The sequence below is a fragment of the Massilia genomosp. 1 genome (genome assembly GCF_011682185.1).
Classification (GTDB): domain Bacteria; phylum Pseudomonadota; class Gammaproteobacteria; order Burkholderiales; family Burkholderiaceae_D; genus Telluria_A; species Telluria_A rubra.
Window position 1 is genome coordinate 132,446 of record NZ_WHJF01000001.1, and the last position, 25,022, is coordinate 157,467.

Genomic DNA, 25,022 nt, shown 5'->3' on the forward strand with positions numbered 1-25,022 from the left:
CCCTTCCCTTCGGCGCACAAAGGCGCTGACCGATAACTCTTTTGCCGCGCGGGCCACAGGCCCGCGCCCACGGATCACCCATGGTTTTTTCTTCTCCCGGTTTCCTGTTCCTGTTCTTCCCGCTGTTTTTCGCCTTGTACTTCGTCTTGCCCAGGGCTGCGCGCAACAGTTACATCTTGCTGGCCAGCTTCGCCTTTTACATCCTGGGCGCGGGCGCGCTGACCGTGGTGGCGCTGCTGCTGCTGCTGCTGAACTTCGTGCTGGGCCAGCTGATCGGACACCTGCGCCGCGCGGCATCGGAGCGCGCCGCCACACTGGCGCTCGGGGCCGGCATCGTGATGAACCTGGCGCCCTTGATCTTCTTCAAATACCTGCTGTTCCTGGCCCAGGTGCTGCACGACCTCTCCGGCGCCGCGCCGTTCGCCACAGCGGCCACCTGGAAGATCATCCTGCCGCTCGGTATCTCCTTTTACGTGTTCCATTTCCTCTCTTACCTGCTGGACGTGCATGCGCGCCGCATCGAGGCCGAAACCAGCATCCAGAAGTTCGCCATCTACATCTTTTTGTTCCCCCACCTGATCGCCGGCCCGGTGGTGCGCTACGCCGAGGTGCGTGAGCAGCTCAACCTCAAGTACCGGCGCCTGGTCGGCAGCGACGTGTTCTGGGGCATGGTGATCTTTTGCATCGGCCTGTCCAAGAAAATGCTGATCGCCGATCCGCTCGGCGCGGTGGTGGACGTGGTGCATGGCCCCACCGTGGCGATGAGCACCTACGCCGCCTGGCTCGGCGCGCTGTGCTACTCGTTCCAGATCTATTTCGATTTTTCCGGCTACACCGACATGGCGATCGGCATGGCGCGCATGATGGGTTTCCGCTTTCCGCGCAACTTCAACCGCCCGTACGCTGCGGCCAGCATCACCGAATTCTGGCAACGCTGGCACATGAGCTTGTCGCGCTTTTTCCGCGACTATGTCTACATTGCGCTGGGCGGCAACCGGCGCGGCAAGCTGGCGACCTACCGCAACAGCTTCATCGTGTTCGGCCTGTGCGCGCTGTGGCATGGCGCCGCCTACACCTTCCTGATCTGGGGCCTGGGGCACGGCGCCCTGCTGGCACTGGAACGCGCGGGCGTGCTCAATGCGGCGCGCTGGCGCCTGGGCAGCCTGCCGGTGTTCGTGCTGGCCACCTTGCTGTGGGTGCCGTTCCGGGCGGTCGACCTGGGGCAGGCCGGCAAGCTGCTCGGCGCCATGAGCGGGCTCGATCCGGCCGTGCCACTGTGGCAGGACGCCAACCGGGTGCTGGCCGACCCCAAGGTGATGTTCCTGCTGGCGCTGGCCGGCGCGATCTGCCTGCTCGGCGACCAACCGTTCCACCGCCTGCGCCGCCGCAGCCTGCGCCAGCCGCTCGTGACGGGCGCCTGCGCCTGCGTGCTGTACGTGCTGTCGTGCCTGGCGGTGGTCGAAGGCGGTTTTAACCCCTTTATCTATTTCCAGTTCTGACGCGCCGCGCCGGCAAGGCGCTTGCCGCTGTGGTGAGAATGCATCGTCCGTGCAAAAGGTTCAATTGTGCGACGAAACAACGAATTTGTCGGGTGTAAGATCAGTTCCATCTGATACCCGCCAGAGAAGGATGCAGATACGCGGGCCGGCCTTACTCACAAGCAAGGAGACCGTTCCATGCCTCAACCAGCCTATTCCAGCGCAACAGGGTATATCAGCGAAAATTTCTTTACCCTGTATTTCGATATCGCCCTCGACGCCGCCCATCCGCCACCGCTCAATGCCTTCAGTGTCGATATCAACGGGACCGGCGTCACGCTGTTGGCGCTCACGGTCGACAGCCTGAGCAAGACCGTCAACATCAGCTTCAGCGCCAGTGCATTGACCGCCGGCGACGTCATCGCTTTTTCCTATGAAGACCCGAGCGCCAACAACGACGTCAGCGCCGTGCAAGGCCTGGACGGCACCGACAGCGCCACCTTCTACAGCAGCACCACCGTCGTCGGCGGACGTCCCGGTCCGGCCGCGCCGCCCTTGCCGACCTTGGACAGTGGCAGCGACAGTGGCACCTTGGGCGACAGCATCACCAATATCGGCACCCCCACCCTGAACGGCACCGCCCTGGCCAACGCCACGGTCAAGCTGTACGACACCGACGGCACCACCCTGCTGGCCACCACGACGGCCGACGGCAGCGGCGACTGGAGCCTCACCAGCAGCCTGCTGGGCGACGGCAGCCACACCCTGAAAGTGACCCAGACCAACGGCGCCAGCCAGACCTCGGCGCTGAGCGCCGGCCTGACCCTGACCATCGACAGCAGCGTCAATGCACCGGCGCAACTGGCGCTGCAGGCCGGCAGCGACAGCGGCACCCTGGGCGACGGCATCACCAATGCCGGCACCCCGGTCATCACCGGCACGGCCGAGGCCAACGCCAGCGTGCGCCTGTACGACAGCGACGGCAGCACCGTGCTGGGCACGACCACAGCCAACGGCGCCGGCGCCTGGAGCATCACCAGCAGCAACCTGCTGACCGGATCGCACACGCTTACCGCCAAACAGACCGACGTCGCCGGCAACGTTTCGCCGGCTTCCAGCGGCTTCGCCTACCTCCTCGATACCATCGGTCCGGTCGGCATGGCGCTGAGCACCACCTCGGTCGACGCCAGCGCCGCCACCAACGGCAGCACGGTGGCCACGCTGTCGTCCACCGACATCACCAGCGTACAGTACGGCTTTGCGGTCGGCAACGGCACCATCGACGCCGACAACGGCAAGTTCAGCATTTCCGGGACGGGCCTGGTGGCGAGCCAGAACCTGCCCATGGGCGCGTATCACATTTACCTGAAGGCGACCGATGCCGCCGGCAACGACGCCTTCCAGATCTTCACCATCAACGTCACGAATACCCCCAGCGTCACTTCCATCGTGCGCGCCGGCGGTGCCGCCGTCGAGGTACCGGCGGCCACCACCTCGCTCAGCTACGCAGTCACCTTCAGCCAGAGCGTGACCGGGGTCGACGCCAGCGACTTCACCGTGGTCACCAACGGCACGGCTGCGGCGGGCATCGCCTCGGTCACCGGCAGCGGCGCCAGCTACACCGTGACGGTGGACGGCCTCGGCGGCGATGGCAGCGTGCGCCTCGTCCTCAATGCCAGCGGCACCGGCATCCAGAATGCCGGCAATGTGCCCATCGGCGGTGGCTACAACGGCGGCGAAACGTATGTGCTCGACCATACCGCGCTGGCGCCCACGGTCCCGGCCATGACCAGCGCCACCGACACCGGGATCTCGGACACCGACGCCATCACCAGCAACGCCACCCCCGTATTCGAGGGCAAGGCCGAACCGGGCGCTGCGGTCAGGCTGTACGACAGCGACGGCATCACCCTGATCGGCACCACCGTGGCCGACGGCAAGGGCGACTGGAGCATCACCAGCAGCACGCTGGCCGCCGGCCCGCACACGGTGAGCGCCAGGCAAACCGATCTGGCCGGCAACGTGTCGAGCGCCAGCGGCACGCTGGCGCTCGTGATCGACAGCGGCGCCGCCGCGCCGGGTGCGCCGCTGCTGGCAGTGCCCAGCGACAGCGGCGCCGTGGGCGACAACCTGACCCGCTTCGCCACCCCGACAGTCAGCGGCAGCGCGGAAGCATTTGCAAGCGTGCAACTGTTCGACACCGACGGCAGCACCGTGCTCGGCACCGCCATTGCCAATGCGAATGGGGTCTGGAGCATCGTCACCAGCCTGCTGGGCGAAGGCAGCCATACGCTCACCGCCAAACAGACCGATGCGGCCGGCAATATATCGAATGCCAGCGCCGCGCTGAGCTTGATGATCGACACCCAAGCGCCGGCTGCGCCGGCCGCGCCAGTGCTGACGCCCGGCAGCGACAGCGGGGTCGCCGGCGACCAGATCACCTACGTCGGCACGCCAGTACTGACTGGCAGCGCCGCGCCGAACGCCAGCGTGACCTTGTACGACGGCGATGGCGTGACGGTGCTGGGAACCGCACTTGCCGATGGCGGCGGCCAGTGGAGCATGACCACCCTGCCGCTCTCGCCCGGCTACCATGCGCTCACCTTGAAACAGAGCGATGCCGCAGGCAACCTGTCGCCGGCCAGTGCCGTCCTGGGCCTGCTGATCGAGGCGGCGCCGCTGCCGCCGCCGCCCGACATTCCAGTGCCGCCCACACCCACACCCACACCGACGCCGGTCCCGGTCCCGGTAGTGGCGACGGTCGACGGCGTGCCGGTCTCGACCGTTGCAGTGACCCTGCCGGGAGGCGCCAGCGGTACCCAGACCGTCATTCCCGTGATCACGAGCGAGCGCGCCGAATCGAATGGCGGCGCCAGCACGGCCGACATCGCGCTGGCCACCAGCAGCGGCGGCAACCTGCTGCTGGCCCAGCTGGCACCGGGCGTCGGCCTGACTGCCAGCGGCGGCCCGAGCCAGGCTGCCGGCAATTCGACCGAGCACCTGATCCAGGCCATCCTGGCGTCCACGCCGGGCCATCCGGCCGCCGACCAGTCTCACCTGACCGGCAACGGCGTGGTCTTCCTGAGCAAGCTGGGCGCCAGCCTGCCCTTGCTGGTCGAGACCATCGTCGCGGTCGGCGGGGCCAACAGCGCGAGTGGCGCCCTGACCCTGACCGGCACCAGCAGCGCGACCCAGGCGACGGCGCTGGTAGTGGACGCCACCAAGCTGGCGGCCGGCAGCCAGATCGTCTTGAACGCGGTCAACTTCGCCGCCATCGTCGGTGCCGCCAATGTCAGCGGCAATACCGAGGGCCAGATCCTGACCGGCGACGCCGCCAGCCAGACATTTAGCACCTCGGCCGATACCGCCTACGTGTTTTCCGGCGGCGGCAGCGACAGCCTGCGCCTGAACTGGGCGGCGGGCAGCGCCACCCGGGCGGCGGCGGCCGAGCCGGCGGCCACGCCCTTGCCCACCATCCTGCATGGCGGACTCGATGCGGACATCGGGTTTTTCATCGGCAACAGTGCCGACTACACCATCGCGCGCCACGAATCGTACGTGGCCATCACGCCCAAGGACCAGCCGCAACACACGGCCCTGGCGATCAACCTGGAAAGCCTGGTGTTTGCCGACACCACCATCGCGCTCGAACACCGCGCCGAACAGAGCGCACTGGCGGGGCTGTACAAAAACGTGCTGGGACGCCAGGCCGACTACCAGGGTTTCGAGTTCTGGGCCCAGGCCGAGAAGAGCGGCGTAAGCCTGGGCCACATTGCGCTCGAGATCATCAGTTCGCCCGAGGCGCAGTTGCTCAACAAGGCGCCCTTCACCGGCTTCATCGGGCATGACCTCGAGCTGCTCTACCAGAACATCTTCGGCCGCCAGAGCGATGCGGCCGGGCTCGCGTTCTGGCGCGCGGCCATGGAGCAAGGGGTAAGCCTGGAGCATGTGGCCGACGAATTCCTGCATTCGCCGGAAATCGCGGCCAATATGGTGGCGCCGCTGCAGTGGGACTTTATCGTGTAGCAGACTGTCGGAAACAGGCGGGAGGGCTGGCGCGCAATGCGTCCGGCCCCGGCGCGGCGACGGCGCCATGCCGTCCCGCGCAGCGCCTTTTACGCCGTTGTGGCCGAAAAGCCGCATGCTATAATCTTCCGCCCCGCAGCCCCGGCAAGACCAGGCGCGGAGCGGCGCGACCGGTTGCGGCGCCGGCCTGCCGGCTGGCGGCGGCGCGACCTGTTATTTCCCATATGCTAAACAAAACGACCCACACCATGACCTTGCCGTTCGCCGCCTGTGCGCCTGCGCTTCCCACCAGATTGCACGCGCGCCGCGCCCCGCGCGCATGATCTCGCTGTCGATGTTCCGCGGCGTCTGGCGCTACCGCGGCTTCGTGCTCGGCAGCGTCAAGCGCGAATTCCAGTCCAAGTACCGCAATTCCCTGTTCGGCGCGCTCTGGACCATCCTCAATCCGCTGGCCATGATCACCGTCTACACCGTGATCTTTTCCGAAGTCATGGGCAGCCGCCTGCAGGGCGTCAATTCGACCTTCGCCTACAGCATCTACCTGTGCGCCGGGGCGCTGACCTGGGGCCTGTTCGCCGAAATCACCACGCGCGCGCAGACGGTGTTCATCGAAAACGCCAACCTGATCAAGAAGCTGCAGTTTCCGCGCATATGCCTGCCGATCATCGTGGTGCTCAACGCCTGCGTCAACTTCGCCATCATCTTCGGCCTGTTTACCGCCTTCCTGGTCTGGTCCGGCACCTTTCCCGGCGCGGTCTACCTGCTGCTGTTCCCGGTGCTGGCGCTGCAGATCCTGTTTTCGATCGGCCTGGGCATGGTGCTCGGCGTGTTGAATGTGTTTTTCCGCGACGTCGGCCAGTTCTTCGGCATCCTGCTGCAATTCTGGTTCTGGTTCACCCCCATCGTGTACCCGGTCACGGCGCTCCCAAAAGCCATTCGCGAACTGCTCGTGTTCAATCCCATGGCCGCCGTGATCGGCGCCTACCAGACCATCCTGGTGCATGGCCGCGCGCCGGACTGGGCCAGCATGCTGCCGATCCTGGTGCTCACCGTGCTGTGCTGCCTGATGGGTCTTTTACTGTTCCGCAAGCGCTCCGGCGAAATGGTGGATGAACTCTGATGGGTACCATACGCGTCAATCAACTGGGCAAGGCCTACAAACAATACGGTAACCGCTGGGGCCGGCTGGTGGAATGGGTCTTGCCCTTCCTCGGCCAGCGCCACCGCCTCAAATGGGTGATCCAGGATGTCAGCTTCCAGCTCGCGCCGGGCGAAGCGGTCGGCATCATCGGCATCAACGGGGCCGGCAAGAGCACCTTGCTCAAACTGATCACCGGCACCACCACCCCGACCACCGGCAGCGTCCAGATCACCGGCCGGGTGGCGGCCCTGCTCGAACTGGGCATGGGTTTCCATCCCGATTTCAGCGGACGCCAGAACTGTTTCATGGCCGGCCAGCTGATCGGCCTGACGGTCGATGAAATCAGCGCCCTGATGCCCGAGATCGAAGCGTTTGCCGACATCGGCGAATACATCGACCAGCCGGTGCGCGTGTATTCCTCGGGCATGCAGATGCGCCTGGCCTTCAGCGTGGCCACCGTCAAGCGGCCCGACGTGCTGATCGTGGACGAAGCGCTGTCGGTCGGCGACGCCTGGTTCCAGCACAAGAGTTTCGAGCGCATCCGCCAGTTCCAGAAGCTCGGCACCACCTTGCTCATCGTCAGCCACGACCGCGCCGCGATCCAGTCGATCTGCGAACGCGCCCTGCTGCTCGACGGCGGCCGCCTGGCGTCCCAGGGCAGCCCGGAACAGGTGATGGACTACTACAATGCCCTGATCGCCGCGCGCGACGGCGCCGGGGTCGAGCAGGTCGTCACCGAGGCCGGCCGCACCCAGACCAGCTCCGGCACCGGCGAAGCGAGCGTGACCCGCATCACCCTGGAAGACGAGGCCGGGCGCGCGCTCGAGACGGTCAACGTCGGCGCCGCCGTGACCCTGAGCATCGAGGTCAAAGTGCATCGGCCGGTCGCGCGCCTGGTGCTCGGCTACATGATCAAGGACCGCCTCGGCCAGCAGATGTACGGCACGAATACCCACCACATGGACATGGTCCTGCACGACGTGGCCGCCGGCGAAGAGATTACCTTCCGTTTTGCCTTCCCGTTCAACCTGGGCGAAGGCAGTTATTCGCTCACCACCGCCCTGACCAGCGACGAAACCCATTTGGGCGGCAACTACGAATGGCGCGACCTGGCCTTCCTGTTCATCGTCATGAACATGAACCGCACATACTTTGTCGGCACCAACTGGCTCGAGCCGCGCGTGGAGATCCTGCGATGAGCGACAATTTTTACCGCGCATTCGAAGACCGCTACCGCGGTTCGCGCGAACTGATCACCTCGCGCCTGACGGCATATGCACCATTTTATGCCCCGCTGGCGGCGCTGTACCCGGGCGCCACGGTGCTCGATCTCGGTTGCGGACGCGGCGAATGGCTCGAACTGCTGGGCGAGCAAGGCTTCAAGCCGTTCGGCGTGGACCTGGACGACGGCATGCTGGCGGCCTGCCGCGAACGCGGCCTGCACGTCGAACTGACCGACGCCCTGTCCGCGCTGCGCGCCACGCCTGGCGCCAGCGTGGCCCTGGTCTCGGCCTTCCACCTGGTCGAGCACATCCCGTTCGGGATGGTACAGGACCTGATCCGCGAAGCGCGCCGGGTGCTGCTGCCGGGCGGCCTGTTGGTGATGGAAACGCCGAATCCCGAAAACCTGGTGGTGGGCGCGTCCAGCTTCTACATGGACCCCTCGCACCTGCGTCCGATTCCGCCGCCCCTGCTCGAGTTCGTGGTGGGCTTTGCCGGCTTTGCACGCCAGAAGGTGCTGCGCCTGCAGGAAGCGGCGCAGCTGCACGAGGGTAATCCGATCGGCCTGATCGATGTACTCGACGGGGTCAGCCCCGATTACGCGGTGGTCGGCCAGAGCAATGCGCCGGACGACATGCTGGCGCCCTTCGCCGCGCCGTTCGCGGCCAGTTACGGTATTTCCCTGGCCGACCTGGCGCTGCGCTTCGAACACCAGGACAGCGTGCGCCGCGCCGAACTGCACCAGGCGCTCGGCAGCCTGGGCGACCGGGTCGGGCGGCGCGAGCAGGCCGACATCGAAGCGCTCGACATCCTGCACAAGGGCCTGGCGCGCATCGCCGACGGCGTCGAAGACAACCGCCGCCGCCACGACGAGGCCGCGCCCACGCTGCACAGCGTGCCGCAGCTGCAAGCCCGGTTGCTGGAGCACGCGCAGCTGGCCGAGCAAACCCAGGCGGCGGTCCAGGAAAAATTCGATGCGCTGGCCCAGCGCGTCGGCGCGGCCGAAGAGCGCGCCGCGCAGCACCAGCGCCGCGTCGAGGAACTGCAAGACAGCACCTCGTGGCGCGTCACCGCGCCGCTGCGGATCGTCACCGGCTACGCGCGCCGCCTGCGCAACGCCGTGCGCGAGGGCCGCATCGGGCCCGGCATCAAGCGCCGCGTCACGCCGCCGCTGCTGGCGCTGATGCGCGCCCTGCTGCGCCGTCCGCGCGCCAAGCGCACCGCACTGGCCGTGCTGCGCCGCTTCCCCGGCCTGCACGCGCGCCTGTACGGGGTGCTCAGGCGCGGCAACAACCCGCCGCCGCCGCCCCCGGCGCCGTTCCCGCCCAGCACCAGCGTGCTGGACCTGACGCCGCGCGCGCAGCGCATCTACCAAGAACTCAAACAAGCTATCGACTCAAGGAAGAACTGATGCGCATTGTGATCGACCTCCAGGGCGCCCAGTCGGAAAGCCGTTTTCGCGGCATCGGCCGCTATTCGCTGGCCCTGGCGCTGGGCGTGGCGCGCAACGCCGGCGAACACGAGATCTGGCTGGTACTCAACGGCGCCCTGGGCGCCTCGATCATCGACCTGCGGCGCAGCTTCGCCGGCCTGGTGCCGCCCGAACGGATCCGCGTGTTCGACATCGCCGGCCCGGTGGCCGAAATCGATGCGGGCAACAGCGGCCGCGCGCGCGCCGCCGAACTGACGCGCGAGCACTACATCGCCCAGTTGCGCCCGGACGCGGTGCTGGTCACCAGTTTGTTCGAAGGCTTCGTCGACGACGCCGTGGTGTCGGTCGGCGCCTTCACCGGCGCCGAACGCACGGCGGTGGTGCTGTACGACCTGATTCCGTTCTTGAATCCCGAGGCGTACCTCGGCAGCGCCATCCAGCGCGCCTACTACGAGCGCAAGATCGCCTCGCTGCGCAGCGCCGGCCTGCTGCTGGCCATTTCCGACTACTCGCGCCAGGAAGCGATCGACGCGCTGGCGCTCGCGCCCGAGTCGGTACACGCCATCTCCACCGCCGTGGACGACACCTTCTGCGCCGACGCCGCGCAAACGCCCAAGCAGGTGGCCGAGTTGCGCGCACGCTTCGGCATCAAGCGCGGTTTACTGATGTACGCGCCGGGCGGCTTTGACGCGCGCAAGAATATCGATGGCCTGATCACTGCCTACTGCCTGCTGCCGCCGGCCCTGCGCGACAGCCACCAGCTGCTCATCGCCAGCAAACTCGGTGAGCGCGACCGCGCCGACCTGCTGGCCCACGCGGCCAAGCGCGGCATGGAAAAGGATCACCTGATCCTGACCGGCTACGTCAGCGACGCCGACCTGATTGCCCTGTACCAGATCACCGACCTGTTCATCTTCCCGTCGCGCCACGAAGGCTTCGGCCTGCCGGCGCTCGAAGCGATGGCCTGCGGCGCGATCGTCATCGGCGCCAACAACACCAGCATTCCCGAAGTGGTGGGCTGCGAGGAAGCGCTGTTCGACGCCGACCGCCCGCAATCGATCGCCGAAAAAATCGGCCAGGTGCTGCAAGACCCGGCCATGCGCGAACGCCTGCGCGCGCACGGGCGCGCCCAGGCCAAGCGCTTTTCGTGGGACGAGAGCGCGCGCAAGGCCCTGCGCGCGATCGAGCGGCGCTTTGGCGCGGCGCAGCCGGAAGTATCCGCCAGTGCATCGGCACGGCGCCCGCGCCTGGCCTTCGTGTCGCCGCTGCCGCCCGAGCGCACCGGCATCGCCGACTACGCCGCGCAAGTGCTGCCAGCCATGCTGGAACACTACGAGATCGACCTGATCGTGCATCAGGATAAAGTCGCGCTGCCGCCGGCCCTGGCCGACCTGCCCCGGCGCGACCTGGCCTGGTTCGAGCAGAACGCCGGCCAGTTCGAACGCATCGTCTACCAGTTCGGCAACAGCCCCTTCCACAGCCACATGTTCGGCATGCTGGCGCGCCATCCGGGCGTGGTGGTGCTGCACGACTTCTTCATCAGCAGTGTGCTGGCCTACGAGCAGCTGGCCGGCGGCATTCCCAACGCCTGGACCGACGCCCTGTTCCACTCGCACGGCATGGCCGCGCTGCTGGCCGGCCTGAAGGTCGAACGCGCGCTGGAAACGCGCAGCCTGTATCCGTGCAACCTGACCGTGCTGCAGCAGGCGCGCCGCGTGGTGGTCCATTCCGAACACGCGCGCAGCCTGGCGCGCCACTGGTACGGACCGCTGGCGGCGGGCGACTGGAGCGTGGTGCCGCTGCCGCGCGCCCTGCCCGCGCCGGGCGACAAGGCCAGCGCCCGGCGCGCGCTCGGCATCGGCGACGAGGTGTTTTTGGTGTGCAGTTTCGGCTTTGTCGCCAACACCAAGCATACCCAGGAATTGCTGGACGCCTGGATCGATTCCGCGCTGCAGCGCGACCCGCGCTGCGAACTGGTGCTGGTCGGCGCCAACGACGGCGGCGACTATGGCAAGCGCGTGGCCGCCACCTTGTCGGCCGGCGGCAAGCGCATGCGCGTGGCCGGATGGACCGACGAAGCGGTCTACCAGCAGTACCTGCAAGCGGCCGATGTCGGCGTGCAGCTGCGCTGCCTGTCGCGCGGCGAAACCTCGGCCGCGGTGCTCGACTGCCTCAATTACGGTTTGCCGACCATCGTCAACGCCAACGGCTCGATGGCCGAACTGCCGCCCGACACGGTGTGGGGCCTGCCCGACCTGTTCACCCAGGACCAGTTGCGCGCTGCGCTGGAAGGCTTGCATGCCGACCCGGCGCGCCGCGCCGCGCTGGGCGAACGCGCGCGCGCGCTGCTGCACACGGTGCATAGCCCGGCCCATTGCGCCGCCCTGTACGCGCAGGCCATCGAAGAAGCCTATGCCGGCGCGCCTGGCTCGCGCGCGGCCCTGATGGGCGCGCTGGCGGCCCAGCCGGCGCTGCACAATGACGACGCGCTGGTGCGCATGAGCGCCCAATGCATCGCCGCCGCGCCCGAGGCGCTGGCGCCGCGCCAGTTGCTGGTCGACGTCACCTCGACCGCGCGCCACGGCCTCAACACCGGCATCGAACGGGTGGTGCGCATGCAGTTGACCGAACTGCTGGCGCGCCTCGAACCGGGCCTGCGCATCGAACCGGTCTACCTGGCCGAGCACAATGGCCGCACCGAATACCGCTATGCGCGCGAGTATGCGCGCGGCCTGTACGGCATCGATTCGCCGCTGCCGTCCGATGAAGCGGTGGAAGTGAACGCGGGCGACCGTTTTTACTGCGCCGACTATGCGCCCGACGCGGTGCTGGCGGCGGCGCGCGAAGGCCTGTTCGCGGCCTGGCGCGCGCGCGGGGTCGACGTCACCTTCTTGATCCACGACCTGCTGCCGGTGCTGCGTCCCGAATTCTTCCCGGAGGGCGCGCACGCCAGCCATGGCGCCTGGCTGGCGTGCGTGGCGGCCAACGCCGACCGCCTGCTGTGCATTTCAGGCGCGGTCAGGAGCGAACTGCAGGACTGGCTGGCGCAGGTGAGCGCGCCCCTGGAGCTGCGCGGCCCGCTCAAGCTGGCGGTGCTGCACCACGGGGCCGATATCGGCGCGCAGGTGGCGCCCGCCGCCCCCGCCAGCGCGCGCCGCGACGGCCCGGCCACGTTCCTGATGGTCGGCACGATCGAGCCGCGCAAGGGCCACCTGCAGGCGCTCGACGCCTTCGAGGTGCTGTGGCGCGAAGGGATCGACGCGCGCCTGGTGATCGTCGGCGCGGAAGGCTGGACCCCGCTGCCGCAAGCGGCGCGGCGCACCATTCCGCGCATCGTCGAACGCCTGCGCGGCCACGCGGAACTGGGCAAGCGCCTGGAATGGCTGCAAGGGATCGGCGACGCCCAGTTGCAGGCGCTGTACCAGTCCAGTTCCTGCCTGCTGGTGCCGAGCGAAGGGGAAGGCTTCGGCCTGCCGCTGATCGAAGCGGCGCGTTACGGCTTGCCGCTGCTGGCGCGCGACCTGCCGGTGTTTCGCGAGGTGGCCGGCACGCACGCGGCTTACTTCAGCGGCATGCACGGGACCGAGCTGGCGCAGGCGCTGCGCGCCTGGCTGGCCCAGCGCAGCGCCGGCACCGAGCCCGATTCGGCCGGCATGCCGTGGATCACCTGGCGCGACAATGCCGGCCAGCTGCTGGCGGTGCTCGACGGGCGCGGCGGCGATCTGCTGTGGAGCGCGGGCGACAAGGGATAGAACAAACAACGCATTGCGCTGACCGGATCAAGCAGCAAGCCAAGCAAGCTAGCGGACAAACACTAAGCCTTGGGCGCCGGCAACAGCCGCTCGGTGCCAAAGCGCAGCACGTCGAACATGGCGCCGGCGTCGTGGTACAGGATCAGGATGTCGGTATTGCCGGGGTCGCGGTACAGATAGTTCGTGAAGGTCAGGATCTGTTCGGGCGTGAGCTGGTCGGCGTTATTGGTGGCGAACTGCTCCACCGTGCCGTAATAGCGCGCATACCAGGCCGACACCTTCGAGCCGAACGAGTCCGAGATGATCAGCAGGCGCCGCGCCGGCGCCCTGGGATTGCTGAAGCGGCTGATGTCGCGCAACTTTCCCGCCACCTCCGCGATTTCGGGATAGCAATCGCCGCCCCAGCAACCCTTGACCTGCGACGCTTCCAGGTCGGGTTCGATGATCTCGCTTTCCAGCAGTACGCCATCGAACAGGTGCGACACGTCCGAGTGATGCATGTATTTTTTGGTCGCCAGGACCGGCGCCTGGTCGAGCGGACGCTGCCAGAAATGGGTCAGGCTGGCGCGCGCCACCTGGTCCAGGCCGTCGCCGGTCCAGTGGAACCAGGTTTTCGGGAACAGCAGCGCGCTCTTCTTGATCTCGCGCATTTCGCGCACCGGATAATACATGTTCTCCCTGGCCGGCTGCTCCAGTTGCGGCGAGGCCAGCACGCCGGCGGTCGCCGTGTCGGGGCTGGCGCAGGCGCGCTCCAGGAAGCGCGGCACGTCTTCCGGATACACCACCGGCGCCGAGGGCACCACCATCAGCTTGGGCGCCAGGCCGGCCTGGTGGAAGGCGCTGAACATGCGGTTCAGGTGCGGGATGGTCGAGGCGCGCGCGGGCGTGCCGCCGCAGGCCGCCATCACCGCCTGGAACGGCGGCATGTTGGTGCCGTGGGCCGCCAGGAAGTAGCGCCCGTGGCGCCCGGCCGCCATCTGCACCGTCGGAAATTCGCGGAACAGCTTGAAGCGCATGCGGTTGTTCAACTTGAGCAGCTCGACCCGGTAACCGAAATGGTCGTTGATCCAGGCGTCGAGCTTGGGCGGCGCTTCCAGCAATTGGGCAGTGGTCGCGGGGCGCGCCGGCAGCTGCGCCAGGTTGGGGTCGGGCGGCCTGGTGCGCGCGGTGTAGACCGACATCACGGCCGGGACCGACAGCAGGGCCACCACGGCGAACTTGCCGGCATTTCGGCCAAGCATTGCGAGAACAGGGTTGCGCATGTCAGAACCTGAAATAGATGAAGGGATTGTAGGTGCCGGCCGCCAGGCTGGCGATGCACAGCAGCGCCAGCGCCGCGGTCAGCAGCGCATGGCCGCCATGCACCAGCACGGCCGGCAGGCGCGCGCCCGGGGCCGCGCTCGCCGCCCCGGGCGACGCCGGCTGCGCAGCGCGCCAGCGCCAGCAGGCCAGCAAGGTGCCCACCACCAGCGCCAGCAGCGCGCTGGTGCCGACATCCATGCGCCACGAATGCGCATGGACCTGCTCGACATGGGCGCCGAACATGCTGCCCAGGTAATTGAGCGCATGCGGCACATCGTTGGCGCGGAAAAACACCCAGCCGATCATCACGCACAGCAGGGTCCAGGCCTGGCCGACGATGGCGGGCAGGCGCGCCAGCAGGGCCGCGCCGCCCAGGCGCTCCAATACCAGCAGGGCGCCGTGCCACAGGCCCCAGATCACGAAGGTCCAGGCCGCGCCATGCCACAGGCCGCACAGGAAGAACACCAGCGCCAGGTTGAAGTAGGTGCGCAAGGGCGAAGCGCGGTTGCCACCCAGCGGAATGTACAGGTAATCGCGGAACCAGCTCGACAGGCTGATGTGCCAGCGGCGCCAGAAATCGGTGATCGAGGTGGCCGAGTACGGGCGCTTGAAGTTGGGCGGATAGCTAAAGCCGAGCATGTGGCCGATCCCGATCGCCATGCTGGAGTAACCGGCAAAGTCGAACAGGATCTGGATTGCATAGCAGGCGATGCCGATCCAGGCCGCCGGCGCGTCGAGCTGGGCGGGATCGATGGCGAAGACGTGGTCGGCGGCCTGTCCCACGGAATTGGCGATCAGCACCTTTTGCGCCAGGCCCAGCACGAACAGGCGAAACCCCATCCACAGGCGCGCGTTGCTGATGCTGCGCTGGTCGACTTCGTGGGCGATCTGGCGGTAGCGCACGATCGGGCCGGCGATCAGTTGCGGGAACATGGCCTTGTACATGGCGAAGCGCAGGAAGCTGCTTTGCGCGGCGATGTCGCGGCGGTACACGTCGATCAGGTAGGAAATGCCCTGGAACACGAAAAACGAAATCCCCAGCGGCAGCACGATGGCCGGCAACGCGCCTTCGCGCAGGCCGATGGCGTTCAGGATGCCGGCGAAAAAGCCCAGGTATTTGTAATAGCCCAGCATCGCCAGGTTCAGCCCGATCCCCAGGCCCAGCAAGGCCTTGCGCTGGCCGCCGGCGCGCGCGATCAGCCAGCCGAAGCTGTAGTTGAGGAAGGCCGACAGCATCAGCAGCGGCACGAAGCGCGGCTCGCCCCAGGCGTAAAACACCAGGCTGCCGATCAGCAGGACGGCGTTTTTCCACGGCAGCAGGTAATACAGCAGCAGGAAGCAGGGGAAGAAGTAGAACAGGAAAACGGCTGAACTGAAAACCATGGGTGTCTCGTCAGAAGAAAACCGCGGCGGCGGGGTGGTGCTAAAAATTGACCCGGGCGGACCGGGGGTCAGGCCTTGGGCGCCGGCGCGCCCGGCAGGATCGGCTCGGTCCCGAGGCGCAGTACGTCATACATGGCGCCACCGTCGTGATACAGGAGCAGGATGTCGGTGTCGGCCCGGTTGCGGTAGATATACGCCTTCATCGCTTCGACCTGTTGCGGCGTCAGCTTGGCGGTATGGCTGGTGCAAAAATGCTCGACCTCGCCATAATAGCGGGCGTACCACTGCGAAGCCTTCTGCCCGAACGAATCCGACAGGATCAACAGGCGGCGCTTGGGCGCGTTCGGGTTGTGGAAGCGGCTGATGTCGCCCAGCACGCGGCCGACGCCCTCGATCTCGGGATAGCAGTCCGGGCCGAAACAGGCCTTGATGCCGGAAGCTTCAAAGTTCGGCTCGATCAGTTCGCTCGTGAGCTTGATGCCGATGATCATGTGCCCGAGGTCCGAGTCGCCGATGTGCTTGTACACCTTGAGCGGCGGCTGGTCCAGCGGGGTCTGCCAGAACGCGGTCAGGGACAGGCGCGCGACCTGGTCCAGGCCATCGCCGGCCCAGTGGAACCAGGTCTTGGGAAACAGGGTCGCATTCTTGGCGATCTCGCGCATTTCCTTGAGCGGATACAAGATCGAGCGGCGTGCTTCGGGCAGCAGCTCGGGCGCGGCCAGCACCCGCGCGGCCGCCGTGTCGCTGCTGCTGCATTCGGCCACCAGGCTGCGCGGCACATCCTGCGGATACACTGCCGGGGACGAGGCCACCACCAGCAGTTTGGGGTCCAGTCCGGCCGCGTGGAAGGTGCTAAACAGCTTGTTCAGGTAGGGAATGGTGGCGTCGGTGGCCTTGCCCTTGCCGCACACCGCCGTCATGGCCTGGTAGGGACCGGCGTTCTTGGCGTGCGCCGCCATGAAATAGCGCCCGTGCTGGCCGTACGCCACCTGCACCGTGGGAAACTCGTGAAACAGCTTGAAGCGCACGATGTTGTCGGCCATGATGAAGTTGGCGCGAAAACCGAAGTGATCGCTCACCCACGCCGTCACCTTGGGCGGCAGTTCCACCAGTTCCCCGAAGCTGTGCGGACGCGGCGGCAGCGGCGCCAGGTTGGGGTCGTCCGGCAGGCTCAGGGCCTGCAGCGACAGGCAGGCCGGCACCGCCAGCAAGCCAATGATGATGGCCTTGGCGCTGTGCCGGCCGATGCGCGCAAACACGGTCGGCCGCATGTCAGAACCTGAAATAGATGAAGGGATTGTAGGTGCCCGCCGCCAGGCTGGCGATGCACAGCAGCGCCAGCGCGGTGGTGGCCAGCACGCTGATGCCGTTGACCAGCACGCCGCTGCGCGGCGCCACGATGGCCGGCACCGCCTTCGCTTCATCCTTTTCGCCCGCCTTCGGCCGCAGGCGCCAGCAAGCGAGCACGATGCCGATCGCCAGCGCGCACGCCGCGGTGCGGGTGAGGTCGTGCTGCCACGGGTGCAGCGCGGCCACGCCATCGTAGGCGCCGGACATGCTGCCGAGGTACTTGAGCGCGTACGGCACGTTGTCGGCGCGGAAGAACACCCAGCCGACCATCACGCACAGCATGGTCCAGGCTTGTCCCACCACACCGGGCAGGCGCGCCAGCAGGGCCGCGCCGCCCAGGCGTTCGAGCACCAGCAGGGCGCCGTGCCACAGGCCCCAGATGACAAAGGTCCAGGCCGCACCGTGCCACAGGCCGCACAGGAAGAACACCAGCGCCAGGTTGAAGTAAGTGCGCACTGGCGAAGCGCGGTTGCCGCCCAGCGGAATGTACAGGTAATCGCGGAACCAGCTCGACAGGCTGATGTGCCAGCGGCGCCAGAAATCGGTGATCGAGGTGGCCGCATACGGGCGGTTGAAGTTGGGTGGATAGCTAAAGCCGAGCATGTGGCCGATGCCGATCGCCATGTTCGAGTAACCGGCGAAGTCGAACAGGATCTGGATCGTGTAGCAGGCGATGCCGACCCAGGCGCCGGGCGCGTCGAGCCTGGACGGGTCGACGGCGAAGATGCGGTCGGCCGGCAAGGCGACGTAATTGGCGATCAGCACTTTTTGCGCCATGCCCAGCACGAACAGGCGAAATCCCATCCAGATCCGTTCGTTCGTGAGCGAACGCTGGTCGACTTCGCCGGCGATCTGGCGGTAGCGCACGATCGGGCCGGCGATCAGTTGCGGGAACATGGCCTTGTACATGGCAAAGCGCAGGAAGCTGCTTTGCGCGCTAATGTCGCGGCGGTACACGTCGATCAGGTAGGAAATGCCCTGGAACACGAAAAACGATATCCCCAGCGGCAGCACGATGGCCGGCAACGCGCCTTCGCGCAGGCCGACGGCGTTCAGGATGCCGGCGAAAAAGCCCAGGTATTTGTAATAGCCCAGCATCGCCAGGTTCAGCCCGATCCCCAGGCCCAGCAAGACCTTGCGCTGGCCGCCGGCGCGCGCGATCAGGTAGCCGAAGCTGTAGTTGAGGAAGGCCGAGAGCATCAGCAGCGGCACGAAGCGCGGCTCGCCCCAGGCGTAGAACACCAGGCTGCCGATCAGCAGGACGGCATTTTTCCACGGCAAAACGTAATACAGCAGCAGGAAGCAGGGGAAGAAATAGAACAGGAAGACGGCCGAACTGAAAACCATGAGATGTCTCGTCAGATAAAAACGGCGGCGATGGCGGCGCCGGATAAGCGCGCGATTATAGCATCGCCTTGTTGTAAAAAATCAAAAGTTGCCAAATAGTAATCACAAGAATCACGCGCCGGCAAGCTTGATGTCAGGCCTGCTTCGGCAGTGCCGCCGGCAGCATGCTGTCGGTCCCCAGGCGCAAGGTGTCGTACATGGCGCCGCCGTCGTGGTACAGGATCAGGATGTCGGTCTGGGCCCGATCGCGGTAGAGGAAGGCTTTCAATTCGGCAATTTGTTGCGGCGAGAGCTGGTCGACCCGGTTGGTGGCCATGTGCTCGACCTGGCGGTAGTAGCGCGCATACCAGGGCGCGATCTTCACGCCGAAGGAGTCGGAAATGATCAAGAGGCGGCGCGCCGGCGCCTGGGGATTGTCGAAGCGGCTGACGTCTTGCAGGATGCGCGCGGCCGCCACTTCGGGAAAGCAATCGAGCCCGAAGCAAGCCTTGATGCCGGAGGCGTCCATGTCGGGCTCGACAATCTCGCTTTTCAGGGTGATGCCCTCGAACAGGTGCGACACGTCCGACTGCGCCACGCTGGCGCGGGTGCGCAGCGGCGGCCCCTGGTCGAGCGGGCGCTGCCAGAAATGGGTCAGGCTCAGGCGCGCCACCTGGTCCAGGCCGGCGCCGGTCCAGTGAAACCAGGTGTTGGGGAACAGGGTCGCGCTTTTCTTGATCTCGCGCATTTCCTTGAGCGGATAAAACATATTGACCGAGGCCTCGCGCGCCAGTTCCGGCGCGGCCAGCACGGTGCTCACCGCGGTGGACTCGCTGGAACACTCGGCCACCAGCGCCGCCGGCACGTCTTCCGGATACACGGCCGGGGCCGACGGCACCACCAGCAGCTTGGGCTGCAGCCCGGCCGCATGGAAGGCGCCGAACAGTTTGTTCAGGTAAGGAATGGTGGTGGCGTTGGCCACGCCCTTGCCGCACACCGTGGTGATGGCCTGGTATCGGGCCACATTGGTGCCGTGCGCGGCCAGAAAGTAGCGCCCGTGCTGACCGGCCGCCATCTGGATCGTCGGAAATTCATCGAACAGGTGAAAGCGCACGAAGGTGCCGAGGCGGATGAACAACTTGCGTCCGCCGAAATGATCGTCGACCCAGGCGGTCAGCTTGGGCGGCGCGGCGGTCCAGTCGGCCAGGGTGCGCGGCTTGGGCGGCAGTTGGCTCAGGTTGGGGTCGGCCGGCTTGTTCAGGGCGCGCTCGAGCGACAGCAGCGCCGGCAGCGCCAGCAGCAACACGATCACGATCTTGGCCGCATGCCGGCCCGGGCGGCGGGAAATGGCGCTCATGGCAGATGTCCTACTTGGCACAGTTGATACGCATCGCTGGCGCCGCCGCCGAAACGGGCGTCGTACACGACGCAGCTCGCTTCGTTGAAGGTGAGCCGGTAGCGCTGCAGGACCTTGTGGCCGGCGTCGTACAGGCGGCGCTGGCGCTGTTCGGTGTCGGCGTCGGGCGCGGCGGCGCCGCTGCGCGGCCCCAGCGGCAAGCCGCCGGCGCTGAGCATCACGAACAAGGGACCGCGGCGCGCGGCCACCATCCGGGCGACGCGCTCGGCGAAGGCGGGCGACTCGGGAAAGCCCGAACCGAGCGCGGCGAACGCCAGGCGGTTCGGAAAATTCGGCACCAGCCACGACATCGGCGGGTCGCCATGGACGGTAAACACCATGCTCTGCTCCGGCTCGGCAAACGCCGGCACTTGCACCGTGAAACTTTTCTCGCCATTGTAGTGATGGCCCCAGTCCACGCGCGGCAGGCCGGCAATGGCCGAGAGCACGATGCACCAGGCACCGATCGCGCGCGCCACCGGCAAGCTACACACGCGGTGCAGCAACAGCCACAGCACCAGCGGCGCGAGCAGTTCGAGCGGCACCATGTAGCGGTAAATGCCGAACAGCTTGAGCCAGATCAGGTAGGAGAGCGCGAAAAACACCAGCAGCAGGCGCGCGCCGGGGGCCTCGCCGTGCGCGACGATGCTCGCAGCCGGCCCGGGCGCGGCCAGCCACAGGCGGCGCAGGTGCTGCGCGATCAGCGCGAGGAAGGCGATATAGACCAGCGGCCAGATGATCTGGGTCATCGGCAGCTCGATCACGCGCTTCGAATTGAAGGTGAAGATGAAGGGCCACAGCAGCGCTTCGAGCGCGCTCTTGGGCACCCAGCCCATGTCGGCCACGGCGATCGGCGAAGCCAGCGGCGCCTTGAAGATATTGTTAAATTGGGGGAACAGGGGATTGCCGAACTGCTTCCACATCAGCCAGTACCAGTGACCGGCGGTGGCGCCGATGCCGGCCAGGGTGCCCAGGCCGAACACAAAGGCGGTGCTAAAGCGCCGCCACAGGGAGACGCGCAGGGTCAGCAGCGCCAGGCACAGGGCCAGCGCATAATTCGCATTGGTCAGCTTGAGCCCGGTGCCAGCGCCGATGATCAGGCCGGCGAGGGCGGCGATCAGCGCCGCGCGCGCGCCGCCGGCCAGCAATTGCGGCCACTGGCGCAGCAACAGCGCGATGGCGCCCAGCACGGTGAGCGAGGTGAGGTTGTCGCCCATGGTGTTGCCGAGCTGGGTCAGGAAAGAAAAGCCCATGCAGCCGGCCACCCCCAGCAGCAGCGGCAGGCGGTAGCGCGCGGTGGCGAAGGCGGCCGGCTCGCCGGCCACCAGGACCTGGCGCACGATCACGATCAGCAGCACGAAATTGAGTCCGTGCAAAAAGCCCATCACAAAGCCGGTCACGCGGGTCGGAAAATGCGAGGCCAGGCCGTAATACAGCAGGTCGATGGTGGGATTGAAATAGCTCTGGAACTGGCCCGGATTGAGGTCGAAACCGATCTTGTCGTTCAGGAAGGCGTACGGGTTGTACCAGTGATAGTTACGCAAGTCCCAGTTGGCGTCCTGCCCCAGCAGCACCGACACCAGGCCGGCCAGCAGCGGGACCAGCCACATGGACAGGCGCAGCAGCTTGACACGGTCGAGCCCATCCCACAGGCGCAGCACGCCGGCGTCCACACGCGAAATTGCCCGAGTCACGACATTCATGCGATTCCTGCGATAAGTAATTACGATTTACGTTGAAAAACAAAGCAGCGCGCGCCAATGAAATTGACCGTCATGCCGGCCAGCGAACCGGCGCACACGCCCCAGTAGGGGTTGTACGGCAAGGTGGGAAAACACCAGACGATGGCGCTGTAGGTGGCAAAATTGACCAGCCCGCCGCCGCTCATGGCCAGCAGGTAACGCCACCATTCAGTCCACAGCGAAATGCCGGCCGGATGGAAGGTGTAGCGGCGGTTGATCTGCCAGGTGGCGAACACGGCGCACAGGAAGGAGAGCGCGCGCCCCGCATACGGATCGAGGCCGGCGCCGCGCGCCAGCGCCAGCACGGCCAGGTCGACCAGCAAGCCCGCCACGCCGGCCACGCCGAAGCGCAGCAGCTGGACCCCGAGCTTCATGCCCGGGGCGCGGCGGCGGTGGCGACGGCGCCGTCACGGGCGCCCCGCTCAGACATGTTTGACACGCGGCGCCGAGATGGCCAGGTAGGCGAAGCGCTTCTGTTCGATGCGGCCCTTGGTCACGGTGTCGAGGATCAGGCCGCAATTGAGCGAGATCACGCCGAACAGGCTCAGCGCGACCGACAGGATCGCGGTCGGCAGGCGCGGCACCAGGCCGGTCGCCAGGTAGGTTTGCAACAGCGGGACGGCAAAACCGACCGCCGCCAGCATGAAGGCGAAAAACGCCAGCGAGAAAAAGGCCAGCGGCTTTTCGGTCTTGAACAGCTTGATGATGGTCCACAGGATGCGCACGCCATCGCGGTACGTGTTGAGCTTGCTCACCGAGCCTTCGGGACGCGAGCGGTAGATGGTTTCGACCTCGGCCACCGGCATGCGCAGTTCGAGCGCGTGGACGGTCAGCTCGGTTTCGGTTTCGAAGCCGGCCGAGTGCGCCGCGAAGGACTTGGCGTAGCGCCGCGAAAACACGCGGTAGCCCGACAGCATGTCGGTGAAGGTATCGCCGAACACCGCCGCGACCGAACCGGTCAGCAGACGGTTGCCGAAGCGGTGGCCGAAGCGGTAGGCTTCCTGCTCGGTCGACACGCGCGTGCCGACCACCATGTCGAGGCCTTCGTCGACCAGCTTTTCGGCCAGCTTGGGCGCCACGCTGGCGTCGTAGGTATTGTCGCCGTCGACCATGATGTAAATGTCGGCGTCGACATCGGCGAACATGCGCCGGATCACGTTGCCCTTGCCTTGCAGGGGCACATTGCGCACCACGGCGCCGGCTTCGCGCGCCAGGCGCACCGTGGCGTCCTTCGAATTGTTGTCGAACACATACACCACCGCCTGCGGCAGGCAGGCATTGAAGTCGCGAACAATCGCGGCAACCGTCAGTTCCTCGTTATAACAAGGCACGAGGATGGCGATGCTTTGATTAATTAGTTTGTTCATCGTTATACAGTGATAAAAAAGAGAAACGCCGCAGCGCGTGGGCAGGGACCACACGCAGGGCGGCATTACATTTGGGCAAATTATACATCCAGGCAACACTTTGAGGGGCCAGGCCGGGGCGCGCCATGCCGGCGCGGCCGCCTCGGCCCGGGCTCTTACTGCTTGGGAGAGCCGCCGAGCAGCACGGCGATTTTCTGCTTGGGCTTGGTGCTGGCGCTGACCTGGTCGGCCACGGCCGGCGTGCTCTTCCTGGCCGGTTCGTACGGGGTCAGGAACCAGGGATCGACTTTTTCGCGGCGCGGATACGGACCGGAGCGGCCCGGCGCGCCGCTGGTCGAACTGCGCTCGGTGCTGGAACTGCGCTCGGCGCTGAAGCTGCGCTCGCCGCCGCGTTCGCGCTCGGGCGGACGGCTCGACGAACGGGGCGCACCGGCGCCGGCGCTGTCATCGCGGCGCGGACGGCGTTCGGCGGACGACTCCAGGCGTCCCGCGCCGGCCGTGCTCGCCGGCACGAAGCCGGGCAGTTCGCCGCGCGTGATGGTTTGCTTGATCAGTTTTTCGATATCGACCAGCAAGCGCTCGTCCTTGTCCGAAAACACCGACAAGGCGTCGCCCGAGGCGCCGGCGCGGCCGGTGCGGCCGATCCGGTGTACATAATCTTCGGCGTTGTACGGCAGGTCGAAGTTGATCACGCACGGCAGGTCGGAAATATCGAGCCCGCGCGCGGCCACGTCGGTTGCGACCAGCACGTCGATCTCGCCCTTTTTGAAGGCGTCGAGCGCGGCCATGCGTTCCTGCTGGGTCTTGTCGCCGTGGATCGCGGTGGCCTTGATGCCGCCCTGCTCCAGGTGGCGCGACAGGCGCGAGGCGCCGATCTTGGTGTTCGAGAACACCAGCACCTGCTTGAGGTCGCGCCCGCGGATCAGGAATTCGACCACGTCGCGCTTGGCTTCGTCGGCCACCTTGTAGACGATCTGGGTGACCTTCTCGGCGGTGGCGTTGCTGCGCGCCACTTCGATGGTCACCGGGTCGGTCAGGAAACTGTTGGCCAGCTTCTTGATCTCCGGCGAGAAGGTGGCCGAGAACATCAGGTTCTGGCGCTTCTTCGGCAGCAGGTTGATGATGCGCTGCAAGTCCGGCAAGAAGCCCATGTCGAGCATGCGGTCGGCTTCATCCATGACCAGCATCTGGACCTGGCCCAGGCTGACGTTCTTCTGTTCGATATGGTCGAGCAGACGGCCCGGGGTGGCGATCACGATTTCCACGCCGCCCTTGAGGATGATGGTCTGGCCCTTCATGTCCATGCCGCCGAACACCACGGTCGAGCGCAGCGGGGTGTGCTGGGCGTAGGCCTTGACGTTCTCGGCCACCTGCACGGCCAGCTCGCGCGTCGGGGTCAGCACCAGCGCGCGCACCGGATGGCGCGCCGGCGACATGCTCGGGCTGGCGTGCGCCAGCAGCAGCTGGATGATCGGCAGGGAAAAGCCGGCGGTCTTGCCGGTGCCGGTCTGGGCCGCGCCCATGACATCGCGTCCCTGCAGCACGATCGGAATGGCCGCGGCCTGGATCGGCGTCGGATGGATGTAGCCCTGGTCCGTCAGTGCGCGCAGGATCTCCGGCGCAAGGCCGAAATCGGCGAACTTGACGGTGGGTGCACTGTCGGCTTCGATGGTAATCGGTGTTTCAGACATAAGTTTTCCGGGCGTAAGTTCAATCTGCTCTACGCCCGGACAGGCCGACGCGGGGAACTTCCAGGATGGACGGGGACGAGCCGGCCGGCAGCCTGTCAGGCTTGGGGAGTCGAAGCGAAAAAATAGCTGGGCGAGGCCATATTTCGACGATTTCGCAGTGCCAATAGCAAGCTATTGGCCGAGAAAGCGCTGAGATATGGCCCGTCCAGATATTTTTGCAGCCGACGATCCCAAGTCTGGCAGGCTGCCAGTGGCAAGACCGATGGCCAGCTCGAATAGTGCCACGACAGCGTCGGCAGAACCGGGCGTACGGACGTAGATGCAATAATAGTGCCGTAAACGATACCCTAAATCCCGGCAACTGTACATCGATAATACATCTTGAAAGAGGTATTGCCGCACAGCCAACTTGGTT

15 protein-coding genes are annotated in these 25,022 nt (G+C 66.5%); 6 read left to right on the forward strand and 9 right to left on the reverse strand.

All coding sequences use genetic code 11. From position 1 onward, the window contains the following. The first annotated feature begins 80 nt into the window (after positions 1 to 80). The 6 genes from F1735_RS00590 (at position 81) to F1735_RS00615 (ending at position 13,050) form a co-directional block, all read left to right on the forward strand. The gene (locus F1735_RS00590; RefSeq protein ID WP_167235101.1) at positions 81 to 1,499 is read left to right on the forward strand and encodes an MBOAT family O-acyltransferase; all 1,419 of its coding nucleotides are present in this window, start codon (positions 81 to 83) and stop codon (positions 1,497 to 1,499) included. Positions 1,500 to 1,676: 177 nt separating this feature from the next. After that, a complete protein-coding gene (locus tag F1735_RS00595) occupies positions 1,677 to 5,504 on the forward strand; it encodes an Ig-like domain-containing protein (protein WP_167235102.1) in 3,828 nt (1,275 codons plus the stop codon). A 319-nt stretch (positions 5,505 to 5,823) separates the two neighbouring features. Beyond that, entirely contained in the window at positions 5,824 to 6,624 is an 801-nt protein-coding gene (locus F1735_RS00600; protein ID WP_308626267.1) for an ABC transporter permease, read from the forward strand. Next, on the forward strand, positions 6,624 to 7,844 hold the full coding sequence (locus F1735_RS00605; protein ID WP_167235103.1) for an ABC transporter ATP-binding protein: 1,221 nt from the start codon (positions 6,624 to 6,626) through the stop codon (positions 7,842 to 7,844). Before F1735_RS00600 ends, F1735_RS00605 begins: the two co-directional genes overlap by 1 nt. Beyond that, the gene (locus F1735_RS00610; protein WP_167235104.1) at positions 7,841 to 9,277 is read left to right on the forward strand and encodes a class I SAM-dependent methyltransferase; all 1,437 of its coding nucleotides are present in this window, start codon (positions 7,841 to 7,843) and stop codon (positions 9,275 to 9,277) included. The genes F1735_RS00605 and F1735_RS00610 overlap by 4 nt, the downstream gene beginning before the upstream one ends. Continuing rightward, complete coding sequence (locus tag F1735_RS00615) at positions 9,277 to 13,050, forward strand: glycosyltransferase (RefSeq protein ID WP_167235105.1); 3,774 nt, start codon at positions 9,277 to 9,279, stop codon at positions 13,048 to 13,050. The genes F1735_RS00610 and F1735_RS00615 overlap by 1 nt, the downstream gene beginning before the upstream one ends. Positions 13,051 to 13,112: 62 nt before the next feature. On the opposite strand, the gene F1735_RS00620 is transcribed toward F1735_RS00615, so the two are convergent. The 9 genes from F1735_RS00620 to F1735_RS00660 all read right to left on the reverse strand — a co-directional run bounded on the left by F1735_RS00620 (position 13,113) and on the right by F1735_RS00660 (position 24,607). After that, on the reverse strand, positions 13,113 to 14,291 hold the full coding sequence (locus F1735_RS00620; RefSeq protein ID WP_167235106.1) for a hypothetical protein: 1,179 nt from the start codon (positions 14,289 to 14,291) through the stop codon (positions 13,113 to 13,115). A 22-nt stretch (positions 14,292 to 14,313) separates the two neighbouring features. Then, complete coding sequence (locus F1735_RS00625; protein WP_167235107.1) at positions 14,314 to 15,735, reverse strand: MBOAT family O-acyltransferase; 1,422 nt, start codon at positions 15,733 to 15,735, stop codon at positions 14,314 to 14,316. Positions 15,736 to 15,803: 68 nt separating this feature from the next. Further along, positions 15,804 to 17,006, reverse strand: a complete 1,203-nt coding sequence (locus F1735_RS00630) for a hypothetical protein (RefSeq protein WP_167235108.1) — start codon at positions 17,004 to 17,006, stop codon at positions 15,804 to 15,806. A 1-nt stretch (position 17,007) separates the two neighbouring features. Further along, a complete protein-coding gene (locus tag F1735_RS00635) occupies positions 17,008 to 18,432 on the reverse strand; it encodes an MBOAT family O-acyltransferase (protein WP_167235109.1) in 1,425 nt (474 codons plus the stop codon). A 133-nt stretch (positions 18,433 to 18,565) separates the two neighbouring features. Beyond that, positions 18,566 to 19,768: a hypothetical protein gene (locus tag F1735_RS00640; protein ID WP_167235110.1), complete on the reverse strand. Its 1,203-nt coding sequence runs from the start codon at positions 19,766 to 19,768 to the stop codon at positions 18,566 to 18,568. After that, complete coding sequence (locus tag F1735_RS00645; RefSeq protein ID WP_167235111.1) at positions 19,765 to 21,510, reverse strand: hypothetical protein; 1,746 nt, start codon at positions 21,508 to 21,510, stop codon at positions 19,765 to 19,767. The genes F1735_RS00640 and F1735_RS00645 overlap by 4 nt, the downstream gene beginning before the upstream one ends. Positions 21,511 to 21,530: 20 nt before the next feature. Beyond that, positions 21,531 to 21,923, reverse strand: a complete 393-nt coding sequence (locus F1735_RS00650) for a GtrA family protein (protein WP_167235112.1) — start codon at positions 21,921 to 21,923, stop codon at positions 21,531 to 21,533. A gap of 48 nt (positions 21,924 to 21,971) precedes the next feature. After that, complete coding sequence (locus tag F1735_RS00655) at positions 21,972 to 22,916, reverse strand: glycosyltransferase family 2 protein (RefSeq protein WP_167220707.1); 945 nt, start codon at positions 22,914 to 22,916, stop codon at positions 21,972 to 21,974. Between the two features lie 155 nt (positions 22,917 to 23,071). Further along, the gene (locus F1735_RS00660) at positions 23,072 to 24,607 is read right to left on the reverse strand and encodes a DEAD/DEAH box helicase (protein ID WP_167235113.1); all 1,536 of its coding nucleotides are present in this window, start codon (positions 24,605 to 24,607) and stop codon (positions 23,072 to 23,074) included. Positions 24,608 to 25,022 lie beyond the last annotated feature (415 nt).

Excerpts from the sequence above, each read along its gene's own strand:
- F1735_RS00595 (WP_167235102.1), top strand. The coding sequence starts at position 1,677 with ATGCCTCAACCAGCCTATTCCAGCGCAACAGGGTATATCAGCGAAAAT.
- F1735_RS00590 (WP_167235101.1), top strand. The coding sequence starts at position 81 with ATGGTTTTTTCTTCTCCCGGTTTCCTGTTCCTGTTCTTCCCGCTGTTT.
- F1735_RS00615 (WP_167235105.1), top strand. The coding sequence starts at position 9,277 with ATGCGCATTGTGATCGACCTCCAGGGCGCCCAGTCGGAAAGCCGTTTT.
- F1735_RS00605 (WP_167235103.1), top strand. The coding sequence starts at position 6,624 with ATGGGTACCATACGCGTCAATCAACTGGGCAAGGCCTACAAACAATAC.
- F1735_RS00625 (WP_167235107.1), bottom strand. The coding sequence starts at position 15,735 with ATGGTTTTCAGTTCAGCCGTTTTCCTGTTCTACTTCTTCCCCTGCTTC.
- F1735_RS00650 (WP_167235112.1), bottom strand. The coding sequence starts at position 21,923 with ATGAAGCTCGGGGTCCAGCTGCTGCGCTTCGGCGTGGCCGGCGTGGCG.
- F1735_RS00600 (WP_308626267.1), top strand. The coding sequence starts at position 5,824 with ATGATCTCGCTGTCGATGTTCCGCGGCGTCTGGCGCTACCGCGGCTTC.
- F1735_RS00645 (WP_167235111.1), bottom strand. The coding sequence starts at position 21,510 with ATGAATGTCGTGACTCGGGCAATTTCGCGTGTGGACGCCGGCGTGCTG.
- F1735_RS00640 (WP_167235110.1), bottom strand. The coding sequence starts at position 19,768 with ATGAGCGCCATTTCCCGCCGCCCGGGCCGGCATGCGGCCAAGATCGTG.
- F1735_RS00660 (WP_167235113.1), bottom strand. The coding sequence starts at position 24,607 with ATGTCTGAAACACCGATTACCATCGAAGCCGACAGTGCACCCACCGTC.
- F1735_RS00655 (WP_167220707.1), bottom strand. The coding sequence starts at position 22,916 with ATGAACAAACTAATTAATCAAAGCATCGCCATCCTCGTGCCTTGTTAT.
- F1735_RS00620 (WP_167235106.1), bottom strand. The coding sequence starts at position 14,291 with ATGCTTGGCCGAAATGCCGGCAAGTTCGCCGTGGTGGCCCTGCTGTCG.
- F1735_RS00630 (WP_167235108.1), bottom strand. The coding sequence starts at position 17,006 with ATGCGGCCGACCGTGTTTGCGCGCATCGGCCGGCACAGCGCCAAGGCC.
- F1735_RS00635 (WP_167235109.1), bottom strand. The coding sequence starts at position 18,432 with ATGGTTTTCAGTTCGGCCGTCTTCCTGTTCTATTTCTTCCCCTGCTTC.
- F1735_RS00610 (WP_167235104.1), top strand. The coding sequence starts at position 7,841 with ATGAGCGACAATTTTTACCGCGCATTCGAAGACCGCTACCGCGGTTCG.